Origin of the sequence: Ensifer sp. CCNWLY38 (assembly GCF_037120565.1) — a bacterium.
GTDB lineage: Bacteria > Pseudomonadota > Alphaproteobacteria > Rhizobiales > Rhizobiaceae > Ensifer > Ensifer adhaerens_H.
Genome location: NZ_JBBBBO010000003.1, coordinates 364445 through 383244 on the forward strand (window position 1 = coordinate 364445; position 18800 = coordinate 383244).

The window sequence follows — 18800 nt, forward strand, 5'->3', positions numbered from 1 at the left end:
GATGATCGGACGAAGGTGGCATGCGGGGTGGTGAGCCGGTAGACGGCGTGCCTGGTACAATGCGTTGCTGGCGTGGCAACGTCTGCGTCGTCGTCAAGCGGTGCCAAACGGGCGCGCTGGCTACCGAGACCGTGGACGGCCGTTCAGCCGGAACGAAAGGGCGAGGGCGGTCGGGAGCCGATGCGTCAGCCGCGGAAGGACTGCATTTCTTCCGCGAGATGTTGGCCGAGCTTCTCGACCGAAAGCGGCAGGCGGCGGTGAGCGCGCACCATGAGGTGGGCGCTGGCTTCGCGCAGCAGGGGATCGGCAAGGTCGATCGCTTGCATGGCGCCGCGGGCGATTTCGACGGCGACTGCCGTGCGCGGCAGGAAGGTGACGCCGAGGCCGGCGGCGACGAACCGGCGGAGCACCTCGATCGAATGGGTTTCGAGCAGCGGCGCCAGCGCCAGCCCCGCATCGGCCGCCACCCGCGCCACCAGTTGCGTCACGCCGTTGCCCTTGCCGAGCAGAGCGCAAGGCGAGGTCAGGCAATCGGCGAGTTTCAGTTCTGTGCGCTTCGACAGCGGATGACCGCTCGGCACGATGACGCAGAGCGGTTGGCGGGCGATTGCCAGCGCCCGGATGCGCGGGTCGGTGAAGGGGGTGTAGGCGATGCCGATATCGGCGTCGCTGTTGGCGATGGCGTCGACGACGTCTTCGGTGCTGCCGAGCTCGACGATGTAGCGCACGTAGGAGTGCGCCCTGGAGAACGAGGAAAGCCCGTTTTCCACCAGATCGGCCATGAAACCTTCGCCGCAGCGAATTCGGATGCGGGTCTGCTGCACGCCGCGGATCTGGTCGAGCTGCTCGGCCAGCAGCCCATTGTCCTCAAGTACCCGCTTGCCGTGTTCGAGCACCAGTTCGCCGGCATCGGTCAAGACCGTGCCGCGCGCGGTGCGTTCGAAGAGGGAAAGGCCGATGTCACGTTCAGTGTCGGCGATCTGACGGCTGACGACCGATGGCGCCAGTCCCATGTGTTCGGCAGCACCCCGGATCGAGCCGATGCGCGCAACCGCCATAAAGATCCTGAGCGCTTTCGCGTCGAGTACGTCCATGGCGGTCATGGATGCGACGGAATCCCCTTGGGGTCAACGACCAAGCGATGTCGCGATCAGCCGTGTCCAAAGGTTTACGCCCTGACCGATGATCGCGTCGTTGAAATCGTAGTGCGGCGAATGCAGGCCGGGGTTGGCGCCTTCGCGCCGGGCGCCGAGCCAGAGGTAGCAGCCGGGTCGCTCGTCGAGCATGAAGGCGAAGTCTTCGGCCGCCATGCTCGGGGCCGCGTCGACGACGGTCAGCGCAGGATCCTGAGCTGCAACGGAGCGGACGAGCGCAGCCGCTGCGGCGTCGTTGATGGTGGCGGGATAGCGCCGCTGATAGTCGAGGTCGGCCTTGCAGGCGAGCCCTTCGGCTAGCGCTGTGACGAGGGTACGCATGCGGTTTTCGAGCGTGTCGCCAACGGACTTGTCGAACCAGCGCGTCGTGCCGCGGATCACGGCCTTTTCCGGGATGACGTTCCAGGCATCGCCGCCGTGGATCTGGGTGACGGAGACGACCGCAGCTTCGAGCGGCGAGACATTGCGGCTGGCGATCGTCTGCAATACCGTCACGATCTGGGCGGCGGCGACCAGCGGATCGGCGCCCTCATGCGGCATGGCGCCATGGGCGCCGCGGCCGGTGATGGTAATCTCGAAAACGCCGAAGGCGGCCATCATCGCATCGTCGCGGGCGACCACCGAGCCGACGTCGAGCGCCGGCCAATTGTGGAGCGCATAGACGGCATCGGCCGGATGGTCACGGAAGAGCCCGTCGGCGATCATGACACGCGCGCCGCCTTCGGCCTCCTCGGCCGGCTGGAAGATGAAGTGAACCGTGCCGTCGAAATCCATTTCGCTCGCCTGCCGGGCGGCGGCAAGCAGCATTGAGACATGCCCGTCATGGCCGCAGGCATGCATCTTGCCGGTCGTCTTCGAGGCATAGGCAACGCCGCTCGTCTCGATGATCGGCAACGCGTCCATATCGGCGCGGATAGCGATCGATCGGCTCGACGTGCCGCGCGTCAGCGTGCCGACGAGGCCGGTGCCGCCGTAGCCGTCCTTCACTGCAATGCCCCATTCGGCGAGCCTGCCAGCGATGAAAGCCGCGGTCTGCCGCTCTTCGAAGGCAAGCTCGGGATAGGCGTGCAGGTGATGACGCCAGCGGATCGTTTCCTCGATGCGCTCGGGGCTGATGTCGTGGCGCGTCATGGCATGCGTCCTGTCATTTGAGGGAAGGCCGGCCGCGCAGCGGCCGACCTGTTTCTTTGTGACGTTGCGTCCGGTTACTGGCCGAGGCGCAGGAAGAGATCGGCGACGACGACCGAACCCATGTAAGTTCCGACCATCACGCAGATCGCGACGATAACGATCTTCCAGCCGGAGCGGCGGGCGATGGCGAATTCGCTCGCGGTTAGCGCAAGGCCGCCATAGGCAAGCGCCGGCGTTGCCAGCGCCAGAAAGTTCAGATGCTCGACCTTCTCGCTGACCCAGGCCGCACCCGGCACGCCGGGAATGGTGATGAGGATCGCGATCAGCGAAACCCAGGCGACGCTTGGCAGGTAGAAGGGCACGAAGCGGGCAAGCGCCAGGCCGACGATGCAGGCGGCATAGAGCGTTGCCATGCCTGGCAGCGCCGTCAGCGGCGAGGTGCCGGTGCCGACCCAATTGGCGATAAGCCCGATGGCGCAGGCGATCAGCAGCAGGCCGGCATGGCCGACGACATCGATCTTGCGCTCGTCTTCGGCGGCAAGCGGGAGATCGTCGGCGTAGTTGGCGGAGGTGTTGGTCTGGTTGGCCATGATATCTCTCCCGATCAGGCTTGAGCGCGACGCTCGGACGGCCGAGCCTTGTTGTAGAGCCACTCGGTCAAGGGCAGCGCGACGAACATGCCGACATAGAGGCCCGTGGCATAGGTCAGAATGTTGCTGGCGGCGGCGAGCGCCAGAATGATGTCCTTCTGGTCGGGCACGGCAGCGACGAGGCCGCCGGTGCAGGCCGCCAGCATCGAGCCGGAGCCGACGCCGCAGGACATGGCGAGCGCGCGCACATCGAAGATGCCAAGGCCATGCACGATCGGTGGCATGATGGCAAAGACGAAGGTGCCGATCAGCGTGCCGGTGGCATAGACGCCCATGGCGCCTGCACCTTCCGGCGAGTTGAGGCCGTACTTGTCTGCGATCAGCGCGAGGTTCGGTTCACGGTCGATCGAATAGGTGGCGCCGACGGCCTCGCGGCCCATCTTGAGCAGGAACACCGCGACCGGGAAGGCGACGAGGATGGTGCCGAGATTGCCGAGCTCCTGGAGCACCAGCGCCGGGCCGGCCTCGATGATCTTGGAGATCTGCGGGCCGACTGTCGTTCCGAACTTGGCGATGAACGGCATGATGGCGACCGTGATCATCGCGCCGGACAGCTTGACCGCATCGCGCGACAGGAACCTGGCGCTGGCCTTGAAAATGGCAGGATTGACGATGATGCCGAGCGCAAACGCGTAGAGGATCGGCAGGAAGATGACAGTGCCGATGCCGATCGGAAGGCGTTGAATGCCGATCAGCTCGGAGACGATGACGATCGCCAGCACAAGGATGTGCAGATAGAGCGCGCCCGAGGCGGCTCCGGTTTTTCCGGTCATGATGTTCTCCTCTGGTTGGGAGCCAGTTGTTGTTCTTTGCCCAAATGTGACAGTAGGGGGTGAGGGCAAATTGCGGCTAGCCGGCCGGCAAGCAACGAAGTGTTGCGATTCGAGCAACGGGCTGACCGTCGCTCCGGCGGCAATCGGGATCAGTCCCGCAGCGCCTTCATGTCATGGCTTCATTCCTGCATTTCATTCCAGCTGGCGTTTCGACGAATCGTCGTCGCCTCTGCCCCAGCTGTTGCACAGCGGGAAGGGGGAGCCAAGCGCTATTGCCCACCGCGCGCACCACTTCGGGTGAGGCGGGTTTTTGGCCCTTGCCGCTATCAATCACTCCAGTGCCCGATTCGCCGTTGAAATTGAAAGCCCCCGCAAAGTTCACTGAAAATGCACATTGAAATCGATTACATTTTCTGGCTTCATAGGTCTCGCAAGATTTGGGAGGATCTTATGAAGAAATTTATCGCCGCAGCGCTTGGCGCTGTCGCTACCATTGCCATTTCCGCTTCTTTCGCCAATGCCGAGACCTTCAAGATTGGCCTGTCCAACGGCTGGGTTGGCAGCGAATGGCGCACGCAGATGATCGACGAGGCCAAGGAGGCCGCGGCGAAGTGGAAGGAAAAAGGCGTCGACGTCGAAGTCTCGGTCCAGAGCGCCAATGTCGACGTGCCCGGGCAGATTGCGCATGTGCGCAACTTCATCGCGGAGGGCGTGAACGCGATCATCATCAACCCCAACAGCCCGACCGCCTTCGATCCGATCTTCGCCCAGGCGAAGGAAGCTGGCATCCTGGTGATCGCGACGGACGCCGAGGTTTCCTCGCCGGATGCGACCTATGTCGGCATCGATCAGACCGCCTGGGGTGCGGCCGGCGCCAAATGGTTGGCCGATACGCTCGGCGGCAAGGGCAAGGTGGTTGCCATCAACGGCGTCGCCGGCCATCCGGCCAACGAAATGCGCGTTGCCGGTTATAAGAGCGTCTTCAAGGACTATCCGGATATTCAGGTGGTCAACGAGGTCAACGCCAACTGGGATCAGGCGCAAGGCCAGCAGGCGATGCAGAACATCCTTGCGACCTATCCCGACATTAACGGCGTCGTCGTGCAAGACGGCATGGCGGCCGGCGCCTGGAAGTCGATCATGGATGCGGGCAAGACCGGCCAGATCGCCGCCACCGGCGAAATCCGCAAGGATTTCATCGACCTCTGGGTGAAGGACAAGCTGAACTCCGGCGCGACCGTCAACCCGCCCGGCGTCATGGCGAGCGCGCTCAACGTCGCGGTGCTGATGCTGCAGGGCAAGGAACTGAAGGAGCCGGCAACGGCGGGGCAGTACAAGAACGCCATGTATCTGCCGATCCCGTTCATCGACTCGAAGAACCTCGCGGACGCCGCCAAGCAGCTCGACGGCAAGCCGGGCTACTACTCCTACACCAATGCGCTTTCGATCGACGACGCGACGGCGTTGTTCAAGTAAGCTCTGATCCGCCGGGCAGCTCGCATCTGAGTTGCCCGGTGGCCAATGCCGCCGACGGCCCCCAAGGGTCGTATCGGGCATGAAATCAGCTGCAGCGGAACCGCCAAAGCGCGGCTTGAGGTGGTGCAGCAAGCAACCAAACTGGTGGACGACAGCCGATGTCGAAACTGAGACTGAACGGCGTGAGCAAGGCTTACGGCGCAACGTTGGCGCTACGCCGCGGCGATCTCGAAATCGCCGCCGGCGAGGTGCATGTGCTGATGGGCTCCAACGGCTCCGGCAAGAGCACGCTTTGCAAGATCATCGCCGGCAGCGTGCGCCCCGACGGCGGCCAGATCCTGATCAATGACAAGCCCGTGACGATTTCCGGGCCGCAAGCCGCGCGCGCCGCCGGCATCGGCATCTTCTATCAGGAACTCAGCCTGGCGAGCCATCGTTCGGTCGAAGAGAACATCTGCCTCTCCGCCCTGCCGGTGAAGGCCGGCCTCTTCATCGACCGGCAGGTGTTGAAGGCGCGGGCGGCGCGTTACATCGCGCTGTTCGCCGAGGTCGCTGGCGAAGGCTTCCACGCGGAGGCGTTCGTTGGCAATCTTAGGGCCGACCAGCGGCAGCTGGTCGAAATCATGAAGGCGCTCGCCAGTGAAGCACCGATCCTGATCTTCGACGAGCCGACCTCGGCGCTCGATCGCGCCCAGGTCGATCGCTTCTTCGAAATCCTGCGTGGCCTCAAGGCGCAAGGGCGCGGCATCATCTTCATCTCGCACCGCATGGACGAAATCACCGCGATCGGCGATCGCGTGACGATCATCCGTGACGGCGAGACCATCGAGACGCTCAAGCTCTCCGATACCGATCCGGGAACGGTGATCCGGCTAATGGTCGGCGGCGCCAGCGACATGCCGGCGGCGCGGTCCTCGGCGCCGGCGGTGGTGGAAACGCAGGCGACGGCGGCAATTTCTGTTCGGAACCTCACCGGCAAGGGCTTTCGCGACGTCAGTTTCGAGGTGGCAAAGGGCGAAATCCTCGGCCTCGGCGGTCTGCATGGTCAGGGTCAATCTGCCCTGCTCCGGGCGATCTTCGGTGCGAGTGCGACCACGTCCGGTGAGCTCACAATCGGCGGCGAACGTTACGACGCCAAAAGCCCGCGCGACGCCATCCGGCGCGGCTGCGCCTATGTCTCCGGCGACCGCGGCCGTGACGGCGTCATCAGCGGCCGCCCGATCATCGAGAACGTCACACCGATCCACTATCTCCGCGACCGGCTGATGATTGCGCGGCCCTCAAGCCTGAAAAACAAGGCGATGCCGGCGCTCGCGGCAATGCACACGAAATTTGCGAGCCTCTTCCATCCGATCAATTCGCTTTCCGGCGGCAACCAGCAGAAGGTGATCATCGCCCGCTGGCTGATCGACCGACCCGACGTGCTGCTGCTCGACGATCCGACCAAGGGCATCGACCTCTCGGCCAAGGCCGATCTGTTCGCGCTGATCCGGCAGCTTGCGGCCGATGGCCTCGGCATCCTGCTCTATTCGTCCGAGGACGCCGAGCTGCTTGGCAATGCCAACCGGATCCTCGTCTTCAACGGCGGCTCGGTGACGCGCGAACTGACCGGCGACGATCGCACCCGCTACAATCTCTACCAGGCTGCATACGAGGCCGCGTGATGACATCGACAACGACCGACATGCGAACTTCCGGGGCGGGTGGCCTGCGGTCCTGGCTGGAGCGCTACCCCTTCCTGCCGGCACTGGTCATCCTCGTCGCCTTGCTGGCCCTCAACGGCATCTTTTCGCCCAACAGCCTGAGCTTCCGATCGCTGACCGGATTGCTCAGCACCTATATGGCGCTGATCATGCTGGCGATCGCCCAAACCTATGTGGTGTCCGCCGGAGACATCGACCTCTCGGCCGGGGCGACGCTGTCGCTGGTCAACGTGGCGATCGTCGTTTTGATGGAGCGCTGGGGCGGCGGTGCCGGTGCGGTGCTGCTCGCGCTGGCGCTCGGGGTGCTGATCGGCCTTGCCTGCGGCCTGGTCAACGGCCTTGTCGTCGCAGCCCTTCGACTGCAGGCGATCGTCGCCACCTTCGCCACCAGCATCTTCTTCACCGGCCTGGCGCTCTACATCATGCCCGTCGCCGGTACGCCGGCGCCGGCGCTCTTCTGGCGCACCTATGGCGGACGCCTGCTCGGCCTGCCTTTCGTCTTCTACGTGCTCGCGGCTCTCGCCGTGCTGCTCTATCTCCTGTCGCGCACCCGTATCGTGACCGAACTGCTGGCCGTCGGCGATGACCAGCAGGCCGCCTATCAGACGGGGCTGCCGGTCGTGGCGGTCCGTATCAGGGGCTACCTGCTCTGCGGCCTCTTCTCGGCGCTCGCGGCCTTCTGCCTGACCGGCGATACGGCCAGCGGCGATCCGCTCGTCGGCAGCAAGATGACGCTCTACAGCGTCGCGGCGGTCGTGCTCGGCGGCAGTGCGCTCGCCGGCGGCTGGACGACGGTGGTTGGTTCGCTGCTCGGCGCTCTGACGATCGGCCTCGTCAACTCGCTGGTCTTCTTCATGGGCACGCCTTCGGAATGGCAGAACTTCGTCCAGGGCCTTGCCATTCTCCTGGTGTTGATGGCCGGCGTGCTTGCCGGCCGGAGGGCACGCGCATGACTGCGGTTACCACCTTCTTCAAACAGCCATTGGTCGTTGCGCTGATCCTCATCGTCGCGCTGCTTTATCTCGGTCAAAGCCTTTCGCCCGGCTTCGCCTCGGCCGACCAGATCCTGCGTCTCCTGATCGTCGCCTCGCTGCTCGGCATCGTCGCCGCCGGCCAGAACGTCGTCATTCTCGGTGGCCGCGAGGGCATCGACCTCTCCGTCGGCGGTATCGTCTCCTTGTCGGCGATCATCGCCGGCAACGTCATGAACGGCGCCGATGGCGGCATCCTGCCGGCGGTGCTGGCCTGCCTAGCGGCGGGCGCCTTCTTCGGGCTGTTGAACGGTCTCGGTGTCACGCTCCTTCGTATCCCGCCGCTGGTGATGACGCTTGGCATGCTCGGCGTGCTGCAGGGCCTGCTCGTCGTCATCCGTCAGGGCATCCCGTCGGGCCGAGCGGCCCCTGCGCTATCCGCTTTCGTCACCCAACCCTTGACGCTCGGCATTCCCGGTATCATCTGGCTCTGGATCGCGATCGGCCTGTTCATGGCCTTCATGCTCCACCGCACCGTCTTCGGCCACCGGATCTATGCGATTGGCGCGAACGAACATGCGGCCTACATGGCCGGCGTCCCGGTCCGCCTCATGCGCGTCGGTCTGTTCATGATATCGGGCATGTTTGCGGCGATCGCCGGGCTTTGCCTACTCGGCTATTCCGGTTCGTCCTTCGCCAATGTCGGCGAGCAGTACATGCTCTCCTCGATCATCGCGGTGGTCTTCGGCGGCACATCGCTTGCCGGCGGCAAGGGCGGCTACACCGGCACCATGGCGGGCGCCCTGCTGCTCGTTATCCTCCAGGGCATCCTGACGACGGTCAACATAGACGAGTCCGGTCGCCAGATGGTGTTCGGCGTGACGCTGCTGCTGCTCATGTTGTTCTACGGCCGTGGGCGGGCGATGCGGGCATGAGCGAGCGGCCGAAAATCAAGGACATTGCGGAGAGGGCCGGAGTCTCGGTCGCCACCGTTTCGCGGGCGCTGAGCGGCTCCAGCCTGGTGACCGACGAGACGCGCAAGCGCATCCACGAGCTTGCGCGTGAGTTGAACTACCGGCCGAACGTCAGCGCAAGAAACCTGAGGACACGCCGGTCGATGTCGGTGCTGCTCGTCGTGCGCGATGTCGGCAACCCCTTCTATCTCGAGATCCTCAAGGGCGTGGAGGCGACCGCTCGGGCGGCCGGCTACGCGGTTCTCATGGGCAATACCGAGAATGATCCGGATCGCGAGGTCGAATACTTCAACATGCTGCGCGATGGCCATGCCGACGGCATGATCCTGATGACCGGCAAGCTGCCGGAGCCGCAGCCGGGCGAAAGCGCCGCGGTTTCTCACCTTCCCATCGTCGTGGCGCTCGAAATGATCGAAACCGCGGGCTTTCCGCATGTGCAGATCGACAACTCTGCCGCGGCGCGTTCGGCGGTTGAGCATTTGATTGCACTCGGGCATCGCCGCATCGCCCATATCGCCGGCCCATTGCCGGAGGTGATGGCGATGCACCGGCGTGACGGTTACCGTGCCGCGATGGCCGCCGCCGGTCTGCCGATCCCTGAGGGTTACGAGGTGCGCGGCGACTACCTGCTCGAAAGCGGAGAGGCCTGTGCGACCGCGCTCTTCGATCTGGCGGAGCCGCCGAGCGCGATCTTTGTCGCCAACGACGAGATGGCCTATGGCGCGATCCATGCGCTTAGGCGGCTCGGGCTCGATGTTCCGGGCGATGTTTCGGTCGTCGGCTTCGACGATCTTTATCTGAGCAAGGCTTTCTATCCGCCGCTGACGACCGTCAGCCAGCCACGCGCCGATATCGGCCGCACGGCGATGTCGCTGCTTCTGAACATTCTTTCCGGCGACGACGACGCCTCTGCACCGGCCGTCGTGCTGCCGACCGCGCTCAACATTCGCGGCAGCACCGCGCCGCCGAAGAAATGACCAGAGCGGGATGAGGAAAAGTGAGGGCGGTATTCCGCCCCTCCAACTTAAGAAAATCGACAAACCGGGAGAACAGAATGACACAGCTACCAAAGCAGACGCTGCGCGTGGGTTTCGTCGGATCGGGCTTCATCGCCCATTTCCATCTGAAATCGATGATCGGTGTGCGCAATGTCGAGGTCACCGGCGTCTTCAGCCGCAAGCCCGAAAACCGGGAGAAATTCGCGAAGGAGGTCGCCGCACTTGGTCTTGGCACCTGCCGCACCCATGGGAGCCTGGAGGCGCTGCTGACCGCCGATGATGTTGACGCGATCTGGATACTCTCGCCCAATTACACCCGCCTCGACGTCATGCGTACGCTGCACAAGGCGGTCAAGGATGGCCGCAGCACGGTGTTTGCCGTCGCCTGCGAGAAGCCGCTTGCCCGCACCGTTGCCGAGGCGCGCGAGATGCTGTCGCTTGCCGAGGACGCCGACCTCAACCACGGCTATCTTGAAAACCAGGTGTTCTGCACGCCGGTGCTGCGCGGCAAGGAGATCATCTGGCGGCGCGCCGCCTCGACCACCGGTCGCCCCTATCTGGCGCGCGCCGCGGAGGAACATTCCGGCCCGCACGAGCCTTGGTTCTGGCAGGGTGACAAGCAGGGCGGCGGCGTGCTCTCGGACATGATGTGCCACAGCGTCGAGGTGGCGCGCTACTTGCTCACGGCGCCCGGCGCACCGCGCAACTCACTGAAAATCAAGGCTGTCAACGGCACCGTCGCCAACCTCAAATGGACGCGACCCAATTATGCCGAACAATTGCGCAAGCGCTTCGGCAACGAAGTGGACTACCGCAACCGGCCGTCGGAAGATTTTGCCCGCGCCACGGTGACGCTCGAAGACCAGGACGATAATGAACTGATGATCGAGGCGACCACCTCCTGGGCCTATGTCGGCGCCGGGCTGCGCATCCAGCTTGAACTGCTCGGGCCGGAATATGCGCTCGAATACAATTCGCTGAGCACGGGCCTGAAGATCTTCATGTCGCGCGAGGTGAAGGGCTCCGAAGGCGAGGATCTTGTCGAGAAGCAGAACGCCGAGCAGGGTCTGATGCCGGTGCTCGAGGACGAAGCCGGTGTCTATGGCTATACCGATGAGAACCGCCACATGGTCGAGTGCTTCCGCAAGGGCGAGAAGCCGCTCGAAACCTTCGAGGACGGGCTCGCCGTCGTCGAGATGCTGATGGGCCTCTACCGCTCGGCGGAAATCAACGCGACGCTCAAGTTCCCGGCACCGGAGCTCGAGCATTACGTGCCGGTCGTCGCGCGCCGGAGTGCCTGACGACCGCCATTCCTCCCCGAACTCCATCACCAAACGTAGAGGTGTCGAGTCGACGGGGCCACGTTCTGGGTCGTGCAGTTCATCGGCGGCGCTATGCGCCCATCCCACCTGTTCTCGCCGCCGCGAAAGACTGCGGCTGCGAGAGGGCAAAACTCTTTCGGAATTATACGCCCATGTCCGCGATCTTTGTTGACGGGGATCAATGCCGCCGCACGGGCTTCTACCTACGCTGATCCAGACCCTAAATCTGGTCGCCAGGAGAAAACCCGATGACATACAAGACCATTCTCGCCGTCGTTGGTGTCGATCATTCCGTGGAGCATCTGCGTTCGGCAGCACAGGTCTGTGCTTCCGCAAACGCCCACCTCTCCCTGTTGATCGTCAAGCTCGCCGCCTCACCGCCGATCGGCGATTATGCCGCCGCCATCTCCATTGATTGGCTGAACGAGCGGCAGCGTGACGTCGACAAACTCGAATCCTGTGCGGAAAGAGCTGTTGATGTTCTCACCAAGGAAGGCATCTCGTTCGGCGTCGAGACGAAATATACCGAGGTCGCCTGGGCCGATGACGAGATCGGCGAGCGTGCGCGTTACGCCGACCTGACGCTGGTCGGCGATGGCCTGATGCTGGACCCGGAACTGCGCTCCCGCACCATCGACGGGACGTTGTTCAGCTCCGCGCGCCCAGTCCTCATCATGCCCAGGGGCAAGACCGTGCGGCTTGATCCGAAGACCGTGGTACTCGCCTGGAACTCCAGGCTGGAAGCCGCGCGCGCGGTGCGTGAAGCGCTCGATCTGCTGATCGGAGCCGAGACCGTCTACGTCACGATGGTCGACCCCCGTTCCGCCTATGGCAAGAACGGTGAGGAACCGGGCGCCGATATCGCCGGCTATCTCGCGCGGCACGGCGTTTCCGTCTCCGTCGAGAGACTGCCGAGCGGCGGACATCCGGTTGACGACGTGATCAATCGGTTTGCGTCGGATGTTGCGGCCGACCTGATCGTCATGGGTGCCTATGGGCACTCCAGGATGCGTGAACGCGTCTTTGGCGGCGTTACCCGTTCGATGCTCGAAAACGCCGTGGTCCCCGTGCTCATGGCGCATTGACCGGCAGCGGAACGGCGCGCAGCATTTGCCTGCGCGCCGACAATCGTTAGCCGGCAGAGGCGGCACGTCCGGTCACATCGTCGATCTCGATTTCGAAAAAGAGATGCGGCGATGCGCCTGCAACCGGCTGTTCACCGAGCTTCAGGCCGCCCGGTTCCCACCAGTTGATGCGCTGTTCGAGAAGCGACCAGGCATTCATGCGCTCGCGGTGCCATTGCTTGGTGTCCGGCAGTTCCTGGTAGCGGCCGTGGATGACGACGCTTCGCCAATTCTGCCGGTCCGTTGCCGTGTCGACCTGTACGCAGACACGCGGATTGGCGCGCATCCAGTCTATCTTCTGCCCGGGCATCGAAAAGCTGTAGAGCCGGTTGGCGGCCAAAGCATATTGGATGGGAACGATATAGGGCTGGCCATCACGGGTGCAGCCGAGCCGGGCGATATGGTTCTCAGCGACAAGGTCGAGACATTCCTGTCGCGTCATTTCTCTGATCAACATGAGGCTCTCCTCTTCTAAAGAGATCGTCCAACCGTCAGTCTCCACCGACCAGGTATCCTGGCATTGATCTCGCTCAAGTCTCGTCGATTTCGGCTGCGTCCGCCGCCTAGGCACGGCCGGCGAGAAAATCCCTCCGCACGGGAATAAATCCTGTCGCGCTCCGTTTTCCCTCCCACGAAATTCAGCCGACTTTCGTGCAGCGCGGTTGCTGCGCGCAAGCGCGGTGCCAGCAAGGGAGCGCAGCCATGACCGCCAGCGCGGTGATCGCTTCGGAAAAAGACCTCGTCATCACGACAGTCGCGGGAACGGATCGCATCGACGGCCATATGCCCGTGAGCCAGGTGCGCTTGCTTGTCGGGGCAATGCTCGTGGCGTTCGCGGCCGTACTGATCTTTCTTGCCGCTGACGGACTGGCGCTTTCGATGCGATTGGCGCTCATGGTGTTTGCGACGACGCTCGTCTGCTGGACAGTCTTCGACCTGCCGGAGACACCGGTCGCGCTTGCCGGGGTGGCGGCACTTGCCGTCACGGGTGCCGTGGATGAGGAGGCGGTCTATGGCGCGCTCGGCAATGATATCGTCTGGTTGATGCTGGCGGCATCGGTGATTGCAGCGGTGCTCCAGGCATCGGGCCTCGTTGAGCGGCTGGCTTTCCGGCTGCTCGCCCGGTTCCGCGATGTGAACAGGCTGTTCTGGGTGGTGACGCTCACGGTCTTTGCGACTGCCTTCGTCATTCCCTCGACCTCGGCGCGGGCGGCGATCTTCATGCCCGTCTTTCTCGGGCTCGCTTCAACCATTGGCCGCCCAGGTGTCACGCGGGCGCTGGCTCTGTTGTTCCCTTCAGTGATCCTGCTTTCGGCGGCAGCATCGCTGACGGGCGCCGGCGCGCATCTCGTCGCGGCCGATTTCATTCGCCGCAGCGGCGGCGAAGCGCCGGGCTTTCTAGGCTGGGCACTTCTGGCGGCACCCTTCGCGCTTCTGACAAGCCTGATTGCCTGTGGCCTGATCCTGCGCTTTTTCCTGGACGAAACGGATCGTCGCAGGCGCCTCGATGCCCCGGACGCGTCGCCGGAGAAGCGCCCTTTTTCGGTACGAGACAAGGCGATCCTCGCCGTGACCATGGCCATCGTCGCCGCGCTCGCGACCTCGGACCTGCACGGCATTGCGCTGCCGGTCGTCGCCCTCGTTGGGGCTCTGGTCCTGGCGTCGGAAAAGGTTTCCGGCATGCCGTTCCGCAAGGCGCTGAAGGGCGTGGAGTGGAACCTTCTTCTCTTCCTCGCGGGAACTCTCGTCATCGGCGAAGCGCTGCTCAGCACCGGAACGGCGACGCTGCTCGCCGACCGCCTGGTCGGCGCCTTCAGCCAGATCGGTAAGCCGCCGGCGTGGCTGGTCGTGCTTCTCACCATTGCGGTGGCGACCTTCGCCCATATCGTCATTGCCTCGCGAACGGCGCGGGCGACGGTGCTCATTCCAGCGGTCGCGCTGCCGCTGGCCGGCTTCGGCGTCAACCCCGCCAGCCTCATCATGGCAGCAACCATCGGTAGTGGCTTCTGCCAGACGCTGATGGTTTCGGCCAAGCCCGTCGCGCTCTTCGGCGGCATGGAGCCACCCGCTTTCGGCCCTTCCGATCTGCTACGCCTGGCATTGATGCTGGCTCTGCCGTTCGTCGCGTTGCTCGCTCTCTTCGCCCTGGTGATCTGGCCGACGATGGGTCTCGCAACGTGATCACAAGCTATTGATATAGTTACTTTCTTCAGAGCCGGCGCGGTTTCCGTTCCGGCTCTTTATTTTTCTTTCCGTAAGCGACCGATTTCTCATTTCGTCCCGGAATAAACACCGAGAGGCGCCGTTCCTCCCTTGCATCCGCGTTGTCACAAAAGTGCAAGGAGATTGTCACATGACGCTTACCATTCTGGTTGCACCGTCCGGTTTCAAGGAAAGTCTGTCGGCGGAGGAAGCCGCCGATTGCATCGAGAAGGGCGTGCTGCGCGCCTGCCCGAACGCCGAGGTCATCAAGATGCCGATGGTCGACGGTGGCGAAGGGTTCACCAAGGCGCTCGTCGCGATCACCGGTGGCAGTCTGCACGAGGTGACCGTGACCGGTCCGCTTGGCGAACCGGTCGCCTCCCATTTCGGTTTTCTCGGCGGAAAGGGCGAACGCACCGCCGTCATCGAGATGGCGGCCGCCGCCGGGCTGCGGCTGGTGCCGCGTGACCGCCGCAATCCCTGCATCACTACGAGCTACGGCGTCGGCGAACTGATCCGGGCAGCGCTCGATGCCGGCGCCCGCCGAATCCTGCTCGGCTGCGGCGACAGCGGCATCAACGACGGCGGAGCCGGCATGGCCGAGGCGCTCGGGGTAAAACTGCTCGATCGGGAGGGAAAGCCTCTGGCGCCCGGCGGCGCGGCGCTCGCATCGCTGGCTGATATCGATCTCTCGGGTCGCGACCCGCGCCTCGTAGACGTCCGTATCGATGCGGCGGTCAATTGGCACAATGTGCTTCTCGGAGCGCGCGGTGTCGCCCGTGTCTTCGGACCGCAGAAGGGAGCAACGCCGGAGCAGGTGGAGCTTCTGGCCGAGGCGATGGAAACCTACGCCGCCGCCATCCACGTGACCACCGGAGTGGCGGTCGGCGCCGCGCCCGGCGCCGGAGCGTCCGGCGGTCTCGGTGCGGCGATCATAGGGCTGCTCGGCGGCACGCTGCATCCGCGATACGACATAGTCATGCGCTACCTCGACCTCGATACCGTGATCGCCAGGGCCGATCTGGTGATCACCGCCGAAGGCAGCCTCGACGGGCAGACGCCGTTCGGCAAGGTGCCGGCAGAGGTGGGGCACAGGGCGAAGGCGGCGGGCCGCCCCGTCATCGCGCTCGCCGGCACGATCGGCAAGGGCGTTACCCTCAATTTCGATCATGGCATCGACGCCTTCGCGTCAATCCTGAAGGCGCCCTGCAGCCTGGACGATGCGATCAACGCGGCGCCGAAACTGCTGGTGCGCGCGGCGGAGGATGCCGTGCGCATGGTGCGCGTCGGTATGCTCTTGAACGATCGCGGCCTTGCGGCCTGATCACGGGGGCACGAGTGGGGGCGCAGCGGCTCAACCGCTGCGCCCCGTCTGAGCGGTCGCATCCGCGTCGATTTGGGGCCGGTCAAAGCGCTCACGATTACGAACGGCAAAGCTCACGGGCATTCAGCACGCCCCAGCCGAAGACCGGGTCCTTGCCGGGCGCGCCGAGGTCCTGCGTCGTCTCCGTGACGAGTCTCGCGATCTCTTCGGCCGATAGCGAAGGATGCGATGCTCTGAGGATCGCGACGGCGGCGGTGACGAAGGGCGCAGCGAAGGACGTGCCGGTTCGGGGTGCCGCGCCCTCGATCGAAGCAGCCGTCCAGACACCGGTGCCGAGTGCGGCGACATCGATATGGTCGCCCCGGCCGGCCCGACGGTAGGGCCTGAAGTTGCGGTCGACGGCGGTGACGGCGATCATCGCTGGATAGGCTGCCGGATAGACGGGTTTTGCCCGCGGGCCGTCATTGCCGGCCGCCGCCACCTGGATGATGTTCTTTCCGGCGACGAGGGCGACGGTGTTTTCGAGCAGCAGGTTGTGCGGACCGGAGAGGCTCATGTTGATGACGGCGACATTGCGCGCCGCAAGCAGATCGATGGCGCGCACCAGATCGTAGGTCTCGGCGATGTCGGTTTCGCCCCCTTTGCGCTGGAAAGCATCGACGGCAATCAGATGCGCATTGCTGAGCAACCCCGGTGCGCGGCTGTCGCGACGGCCGGCGATAAGCGCGGCGACTGCGGTTCCGTGCTGGCGACCGGACTCCGGTGCTTCGTTCTCTGCCAGTCTGACGATGTCGAGCCTGACGTCCTTGAGCGAGGGATGCGCAGGATTGACTGCCGTATCGATGAGCCCGATCGGGCCGGCGGCCGTGCAAGCCGCGTCGACATCCGGCCAGCCGATGGCGCTGCGGACGAGGGCGCAGCCACCGTCGGCACAGGGGGCGGGCGTCGCGGCGCTCTCGTTCGGCTCGAAATAATGGTTGAGATCGGCGATCGCGCCCGGAGAAGCGTCGGCGACCTGGCGACGCGCGTCCTCAAGTGTCATGTCCTTGGGCACGCCGAGCTTGACGATTTCGCTGGCAGACAGAGTTAGCGGCTCGCGCGCACGCAGCGTAAAACCACTCGTGACGAGACGTTGAACCGCAACCTCGTTCAGGCCGAGGGCGATGATTTCGCCCGGTGTATGGGTCGGGTGACGGGCAGGCGGCCGGCGGCGCTCGACGCGCTTTTCCGGTGCCCGGCGGAAGAGGTCCAGCAGGTTGCCGCCACCGCGCCAGGCGCCGCCGGAGCCGCGGTCGCTGGAACTGCGGGACGATCCGCCACCGCCCCCATCGTCGTCATCGCCGCCCCCATCGTCGTCCGCGTGGGCTTGGCCGACCCAGATAAATCGCGTGGCGGCATTGCCGTTGCTGCCCACATATGAAAGATCGCCGGCGCCCGTTGCCAGGCCGCACAGCGACAGGGCGGTCAATCGAAATAGGCGTCTTTTCAAGGCTCTCTCCTCGCGTCTACAGCGTCCGAAGACGACAGCTTACCGTGAACGAAGCGGTTCTCGGTGATGACTTTCGCGTGTGTTTCCCATATCGCTCAACGGATGAACGGACAAATTATTCCCCCATGGGCACCGCGCGGCACCGCGAGGAACGCCCCATGACGGATCCGACCATCGCCTTCGGCGAGCGCCTCGTCGCGTTCCTGCCGAACTTGCGCCGTTTTGCGATTTCGCTCTGCCGCTCGCGGGATGTCGCCGACGATCTTGTGCAGGCGGCTTGCGAAAAGGCGCTTGCAGGCTCCGAACGGTTCGAGGAGGGCACGCGCTTCGATGCCTGGATGTTCCGTATCCTGCGCAACCTCTGGATCGACCAGCTCCGCCGTCAGAAGACCGCCGGGCCGACGGAAGAGATCGATGCGCAGGCGGAGCTCACCGTCCCCTCCGGCGAAGCCGGGGCGGAAGCGCGTTTGGCGCTGAAAAGCGTGGCGGCCGCGATCGACGGCCTGGTGCTCGAACAGCGGGAGGTGCTGATCCTCACCTGCGTCGAGGAGCTTTCCTATAAGGAGGCGGCCGAGGTGCTTGGCATCCCCATTGGCACTGTTATGAGCAGGCTTGCCCGGGCGCGCAAAAATCTCGCCGAGGCAACGGGAATAGAACCGCCGGTCGCGCGTTCACAGGATAACAGAGGCGGGACGAGATGAGCGACACGGAATTCACCGACGAAATCTTGATGGCGTTCGCCGACGGCGAGCTCGACGAGGAGACGACGCGTCGTGTCGAAGCGGCGCTCGAGATCGACGACGAGCTGATGGCACGCATCGCCATGTTCATGGAGACGCGGGCGGCCGCGAGCGAGGCGCTGAAACCGGTGCTCGCCGAGCCGGTGCCGGATGAACTCGTGAGCAAGGTGCGGGCCATGGCTACCGCTGCGGCCGCCGCGAACGTTACACAGCGCACCCCGGACGCGCCGGCAGCCACTGTCGAGAACATCGTGGCGTTTCGTCGGCGGGCAGATCAGGCGACACCGCCGCAGAGCAGTGTCTCAAGGCTCCTGATGGCGATGGCGGCTTCGCTGCTCGTTGTCGTCGGCGGTGCCGGTGGCTATCTGCTTCGCGGCGGCGGGTTGGCGGATACCGGTGAGGTGCGTATGGCCGGCTCTGTTGATCCAAGGCTCTCTGCCATCCTCGACCAGGCTGCTTCAGGAGAAGAAATCGCGATCGGCGAAGGGCAGGGGACGGTTCGGCTGGTGTCGGCTTTCGAACTCGCCACCGGCCAGCTCTGCCGCGAATACGAGTTGGCACGGCCGGGTGAACCCGGGCTCGTCTCGGTGGCCTGCCGGAAGGCGTCGACCTGGCAGACGCGGCTGACCGTCGCCAAGCCCGAAGGCGGAGACGGGTACGCGCCCGCCTCGTCGCTCGAAACCGTCGACGCCTTTCTGACATCGATCGGCGCAGGACAGCCGCTGGATGCAGAAGCGGAGAAAAAGGCGCTCACGGGCTCGAAGTAGTG

At 64.5% G+C, this 18800-nt stretch carries 17 protein-coding genes; 11 read left to right on the forward strand and 6 right to left on the reverse strand.

Features of this window, described 5'->3' with window-relative positions:
* Positions 1-185 precede the first annotated feature (185 nt).
* From V7S54_RS08780 to V7S54_RS08795, 4 genes are all read right to left on the reverse strand, one after another.
* Entirely contained in the window at positions 186-1103 is a 918-nt protein-coding gene (locus V7S54_RS08780) for a LysR family transcriptional regulator (RefSeq protein WP_336408261.1), read from the reverse strand.
* A gap of 24 nt (positions 1104-1127) precedes the next feature.
* Complete coding sequence (locus V7S54_RS08785) at positions 1128-2285, reverse strand: M20 aminoacylase family protein (RefSeq protein ID WP_336408262.1); 1158 nt, start codon at positions 2283-2285, stop codon at positions 1128-1130.
* Positions 2286-2359: 74 nt separating this feature from the next.
* Positions 2360-2875: a hypothetical protein gene (locus V7S54_RS08790; protein WP_336408263.1), complete on the reverse strand. Its 516-nt coding sequence runs from the start codon at positions 2873-2875 to the stop codon at positions 2360-2362.
* A 14-nt stretch (positions 2876-2889) separates the two neighbouring features.
* Positions 2890-3708, reverse strand: coding sequence for a DUF3100 domain-containing protein (locus tag V7S54_RS08795; protein ID WP_065373255.1), 819 nt, complete (start codon positions 3706-3708; stop codon positions 2890-2892).
* Between the two features lie 450 nt (positions 3709-4158).
* On the opposite strand from V7S54_RS08795, the gene V7S54_RS08800 reads away from it, so the two are divergent.
* From V7S54_RS08800 to V7S54_RS08830, 7 genes are all read left to right on the forward strand, one after another.
* A complete protein-coding gene (locus V7S54_RS08800) occupies positions 4159-5184 on the forward strand; it encodes an ABC transporter substrate-binding protein (RefSeq protein WP_336408264.1) in 1026 nt (341 codons plus the stop codon).
* Between the two features lie 158 nt (positions 5185-5342).
* Positions 5343-6848, forward strand: coding sequence for a sugar ABC transporter ATP-binding protein (locus tag V7S54_RS08805; protein ID WP_336408265.1), 1506 nt, complete (start codon positions 5343-5345; stop codon positions 6846-6848).
* Complete coding sequence (locus V7S54_RS08810) at positions 6848-7840, forward strand: ABC transporter permease (RefSeq protein WP_336408266.1); 993 nt, start codon at positions 6848-6850, stop codon at positions 7838-7840. The genes V7S54_RS08805 and V7S54_RS08810 overlap by 1 nt, the downstream gene beginning before the upstream one ends.
* Positions 7837-8793 (forward strand): ABC transporter permease, encoded by a 957-nt coding sequence (locus V7S54_RS08815; protein WP_336408267.1) that lies wholly within the window; start codon positions 7837-7839, stop codon positions 8791-8793. The genes V7S54_RS08810 and V7S54_RS08815 overlap by 4 nt, the downstream gene beginning before the upstream one ends.
* Positions 8790-9809, forward strand: coding sequence for a LacI family DNA-binding transcriptional regulator (locus V7S54_RS08820; RefSeq protein WP_336408268.1), 1020 nt, complete (start codon positions 8790-8792; stop codon positions 9807-9809). The genes V7S54_RS08815 and V7S54_RS08820 overlap by 4 nt, the downstream gene beginning before the upstream one ends.
* 77 nt (positions 9810-9886) lie before the next feature.
* On the forward strand, positions 9887-11131 hold the full coding sequence (locus V7S54_RS08825; protein ID WP_336408269.1) for a Gfo/Idh/MocA family protein: 1245 nt from the start codon (positions 9887-9889) through the stop codon (positions 11129-11131).
* Positions 11132-11400: 269 nt separating this feature from the next.
* The gene (locus V7S54_RS08830; RefSeq protein WP_336408270.1) at positions 11401-12237 is read left to right on the forward strand and encodes a universal stress protein; all 837 of its coding nucleotides are present in this window, start codon (positions 11401-11403) and stop codon (positions 12235-12237) included.
* A 46-nt stretch (positions 12238-12283) separates the two neighbouring features.
* On the opposite strand, the gene V7S54_RS08835 is transcribed toward V7S54_RS08830, so the two are convergent.
* A complete protein-coding gene (locus V7S54_RS08835) occupies positions 12284-12733 on the reverse strand; it encodes a pyridoxamine 5'-phosphate oxidase family protein (protein WP_336408271.1) in 450 nt (149 codons plus the stop codon).
* Between the two features lie 245 nt (positions 12734-12978).
* On the opposite strand from V7S54_RS08835, the gene V7S54_RS08840 reads away from it, so the two are divergent.
* Entirely contained in the window at positions 12979-14457 is a 1479-nt protein-coding gene (locus tag V7S54_RS08840) for an SLC13 family permease (protein ID WP_336408272.1), read from the forward strand.
* 172 nt (positions 14458-14629) lie between these two features.
* Positions 14630-15802 carry a glycerate kinase family protein gene (locus V7S54_RS08845; RefSeq protein WP_336408273.1) on the forward strand — a complete coding sequence of 391 codons (1173 nt, stop codon included), beginning with the start codon at positions 14630-14632 and terminating at the stop codon, positions 15800-15802.
* Between the two features lie 97 nt (positions 15803-15899).
* On the opposite strand, the gene V7S54_RS08850 is transcribed toward V7S54_RS08845, so the two are convergent.
* Complete coding sequence (locus tag V7S54_RS08850; RefSeq protein ID WP_336408274.1) at positions 15900-17291, reverse strand: S8 family serine peptidase; 1392 nt, start codon at positions 17289-17291, stop codon at positions 15900-15902.
* A 158-nt stretch (positions 17292-17449) separates the two neighbouring features.
* Here V7S54_RS08850 and V7S54_RS08855 point away from each other — a divergent pair, with 158 nt between their 5' ends.
* Together V7S54_RS08855 and V7S54_RS08860 are read left to right on the forward strand one after the other, a co-directional pair.
* On the forward strand, positions 17450-17992 hold the full coding sequence (locus tag V7S54_RS08855) for an RNA polymerase sigma factor (protein WP_336408275.1): 543 nt from the start codon (positions 17450-17452) through the stop codon (positions 17990-17992).
* A complete protein-coding gene (locus V7S54_RS08860; protein WP_336408276.1) occupies positions 17989-18798 on the forward strand; it encodes an anti-sigma factor family protein in 810 nt (269 codons plus the stop codon). The genes V7S54_RS08855 and V7S54_RS08860 overlap by 4 nt, the downstream gene beginning before the upstream one ends.
* Positions 18799-18800 lie beyond the last annotated feature (2 nt).

What these genes read in the sequence shown, in the direction of transcription:
- V7S54_RS08830 (WP_336408270.1), top strand. Translation starts at nt 11,401, where the DNA reads ATGACATACAAGACCATTCTCGCCGTCGTTGGTGTCGATCATTCCGTG.
- V7S54_RS08805 (WP_336408265.1), top strand. Translation starts at nt 5,343, where the DNA reads ATGTCGAAACTGAGACTGAACGGCGTGAGCAAGGCTTACGGCGCAACG.
- V7S54_RS08785 (WP_336408262.1), bottom strand. Translation starts at nt 2,285, where the DNA reads ATGACGCGCCACGACATCAGCCCCGAGCGCATCGAGGAAACGATCCGC.
- V7S54_RS08800 (WP_336408264.1), top strand. Translation starts at nt 4,159, where the DNA reads ATGAAGAAATTTATCGCCGCAGCGCTTGGCGCTGTCGCTACCATTGCC.
- V7S54_RS08820 (WP_336408268.1), top strand. Translation starts at nt 8,790, where the DNA reads ATGAGCGAGCGGCCGAAAATCAAGGACATTGCGGAGAGGGCCGGAGTC.
- V7S54_RS08835 (WP_336408271.1), bottom strand. Translation starts at nt 12,733, where the DNA reads ATGTTGATCAGAGAAATGACGCGACAGGAATGTCTCGACCTTGTCGCT.
- V7S54_RS08780 (WP_336408261.1), bottom strand. Translation starts at nt 1,103, where the DNA reads ATGACCGCCATGGACGTACTCGACGCGAAAGCGCTCAGGATCTTTATG.
- V7S54_RS08815 (WP_336408267.1), top strand. Translation starts at nt 7,837, where the DNA reads ATGACTGCGGTTACCACCTTCTTCAAACAGCCATTGGTCGTTGCGCTG.
- V7S54_RS08795 (WP_065373255.1), bottom strand. Translation starts at nt 3,708, where the DNA reads ATGACCGGAAAAACCGGAGCCGCCTCGGGCGCGCTCTATCTGCACATC.
- V7S54_RS08860 (WP_336408276.1), top strand. Translation starts at nt 17,989, where the DNA reads ATGAGCGACACGGAATTCACCGACGAAATCTTGATGGCGTTCGCCGAC.
- V7S54_RS08855 (WP_336408275.1), top strand. Translation starts at nt 17,450, where the DNA reads ATGACGGATCCGACCATCGCCTTCGGCGAGCGCCTCGTCGCGTTCCTG.
- V7S54_RS08840 (WP_336408272.1), top strand. Translation starts at nt 12,979, where the DNA reads ATGACCGCCAGCGCGGTGATCGCTTCGGAAAAAGACCTCGTCATCACG.
- V7S54_RS08790 (WP_336408263.1), bottom strand. Translation starts at nt 2,875, where the DNA reads ATGGCCAACCAGACCAACACCTCCGCCAACTACGCCGACGATCTCCCG.
- V7S54_RS08810 (WP_336408266.1), top strand. Translation starts at nt 6,848, where the DNA reads ATGACATCGACAACGACCGACATGCGAACTTCCGGGGCGGGTGGCCTG.
- V7S54_RS08845 (WP_336408273.1), top strand. Translation starts at nt 14,630, where the DNA reads ATGACGCTTACCATTCTGGTTGCACCGTCCGGTTTCAAGGAAAGTCTG.
- V7S54_RS08825 (WP_336408269.1), top strand. Translation starts at nt 9,887, where the DNA reads ATGACACAGCTACCAAAGCAGACGCTGCGCGTGGGTTTCGTCGGATCG.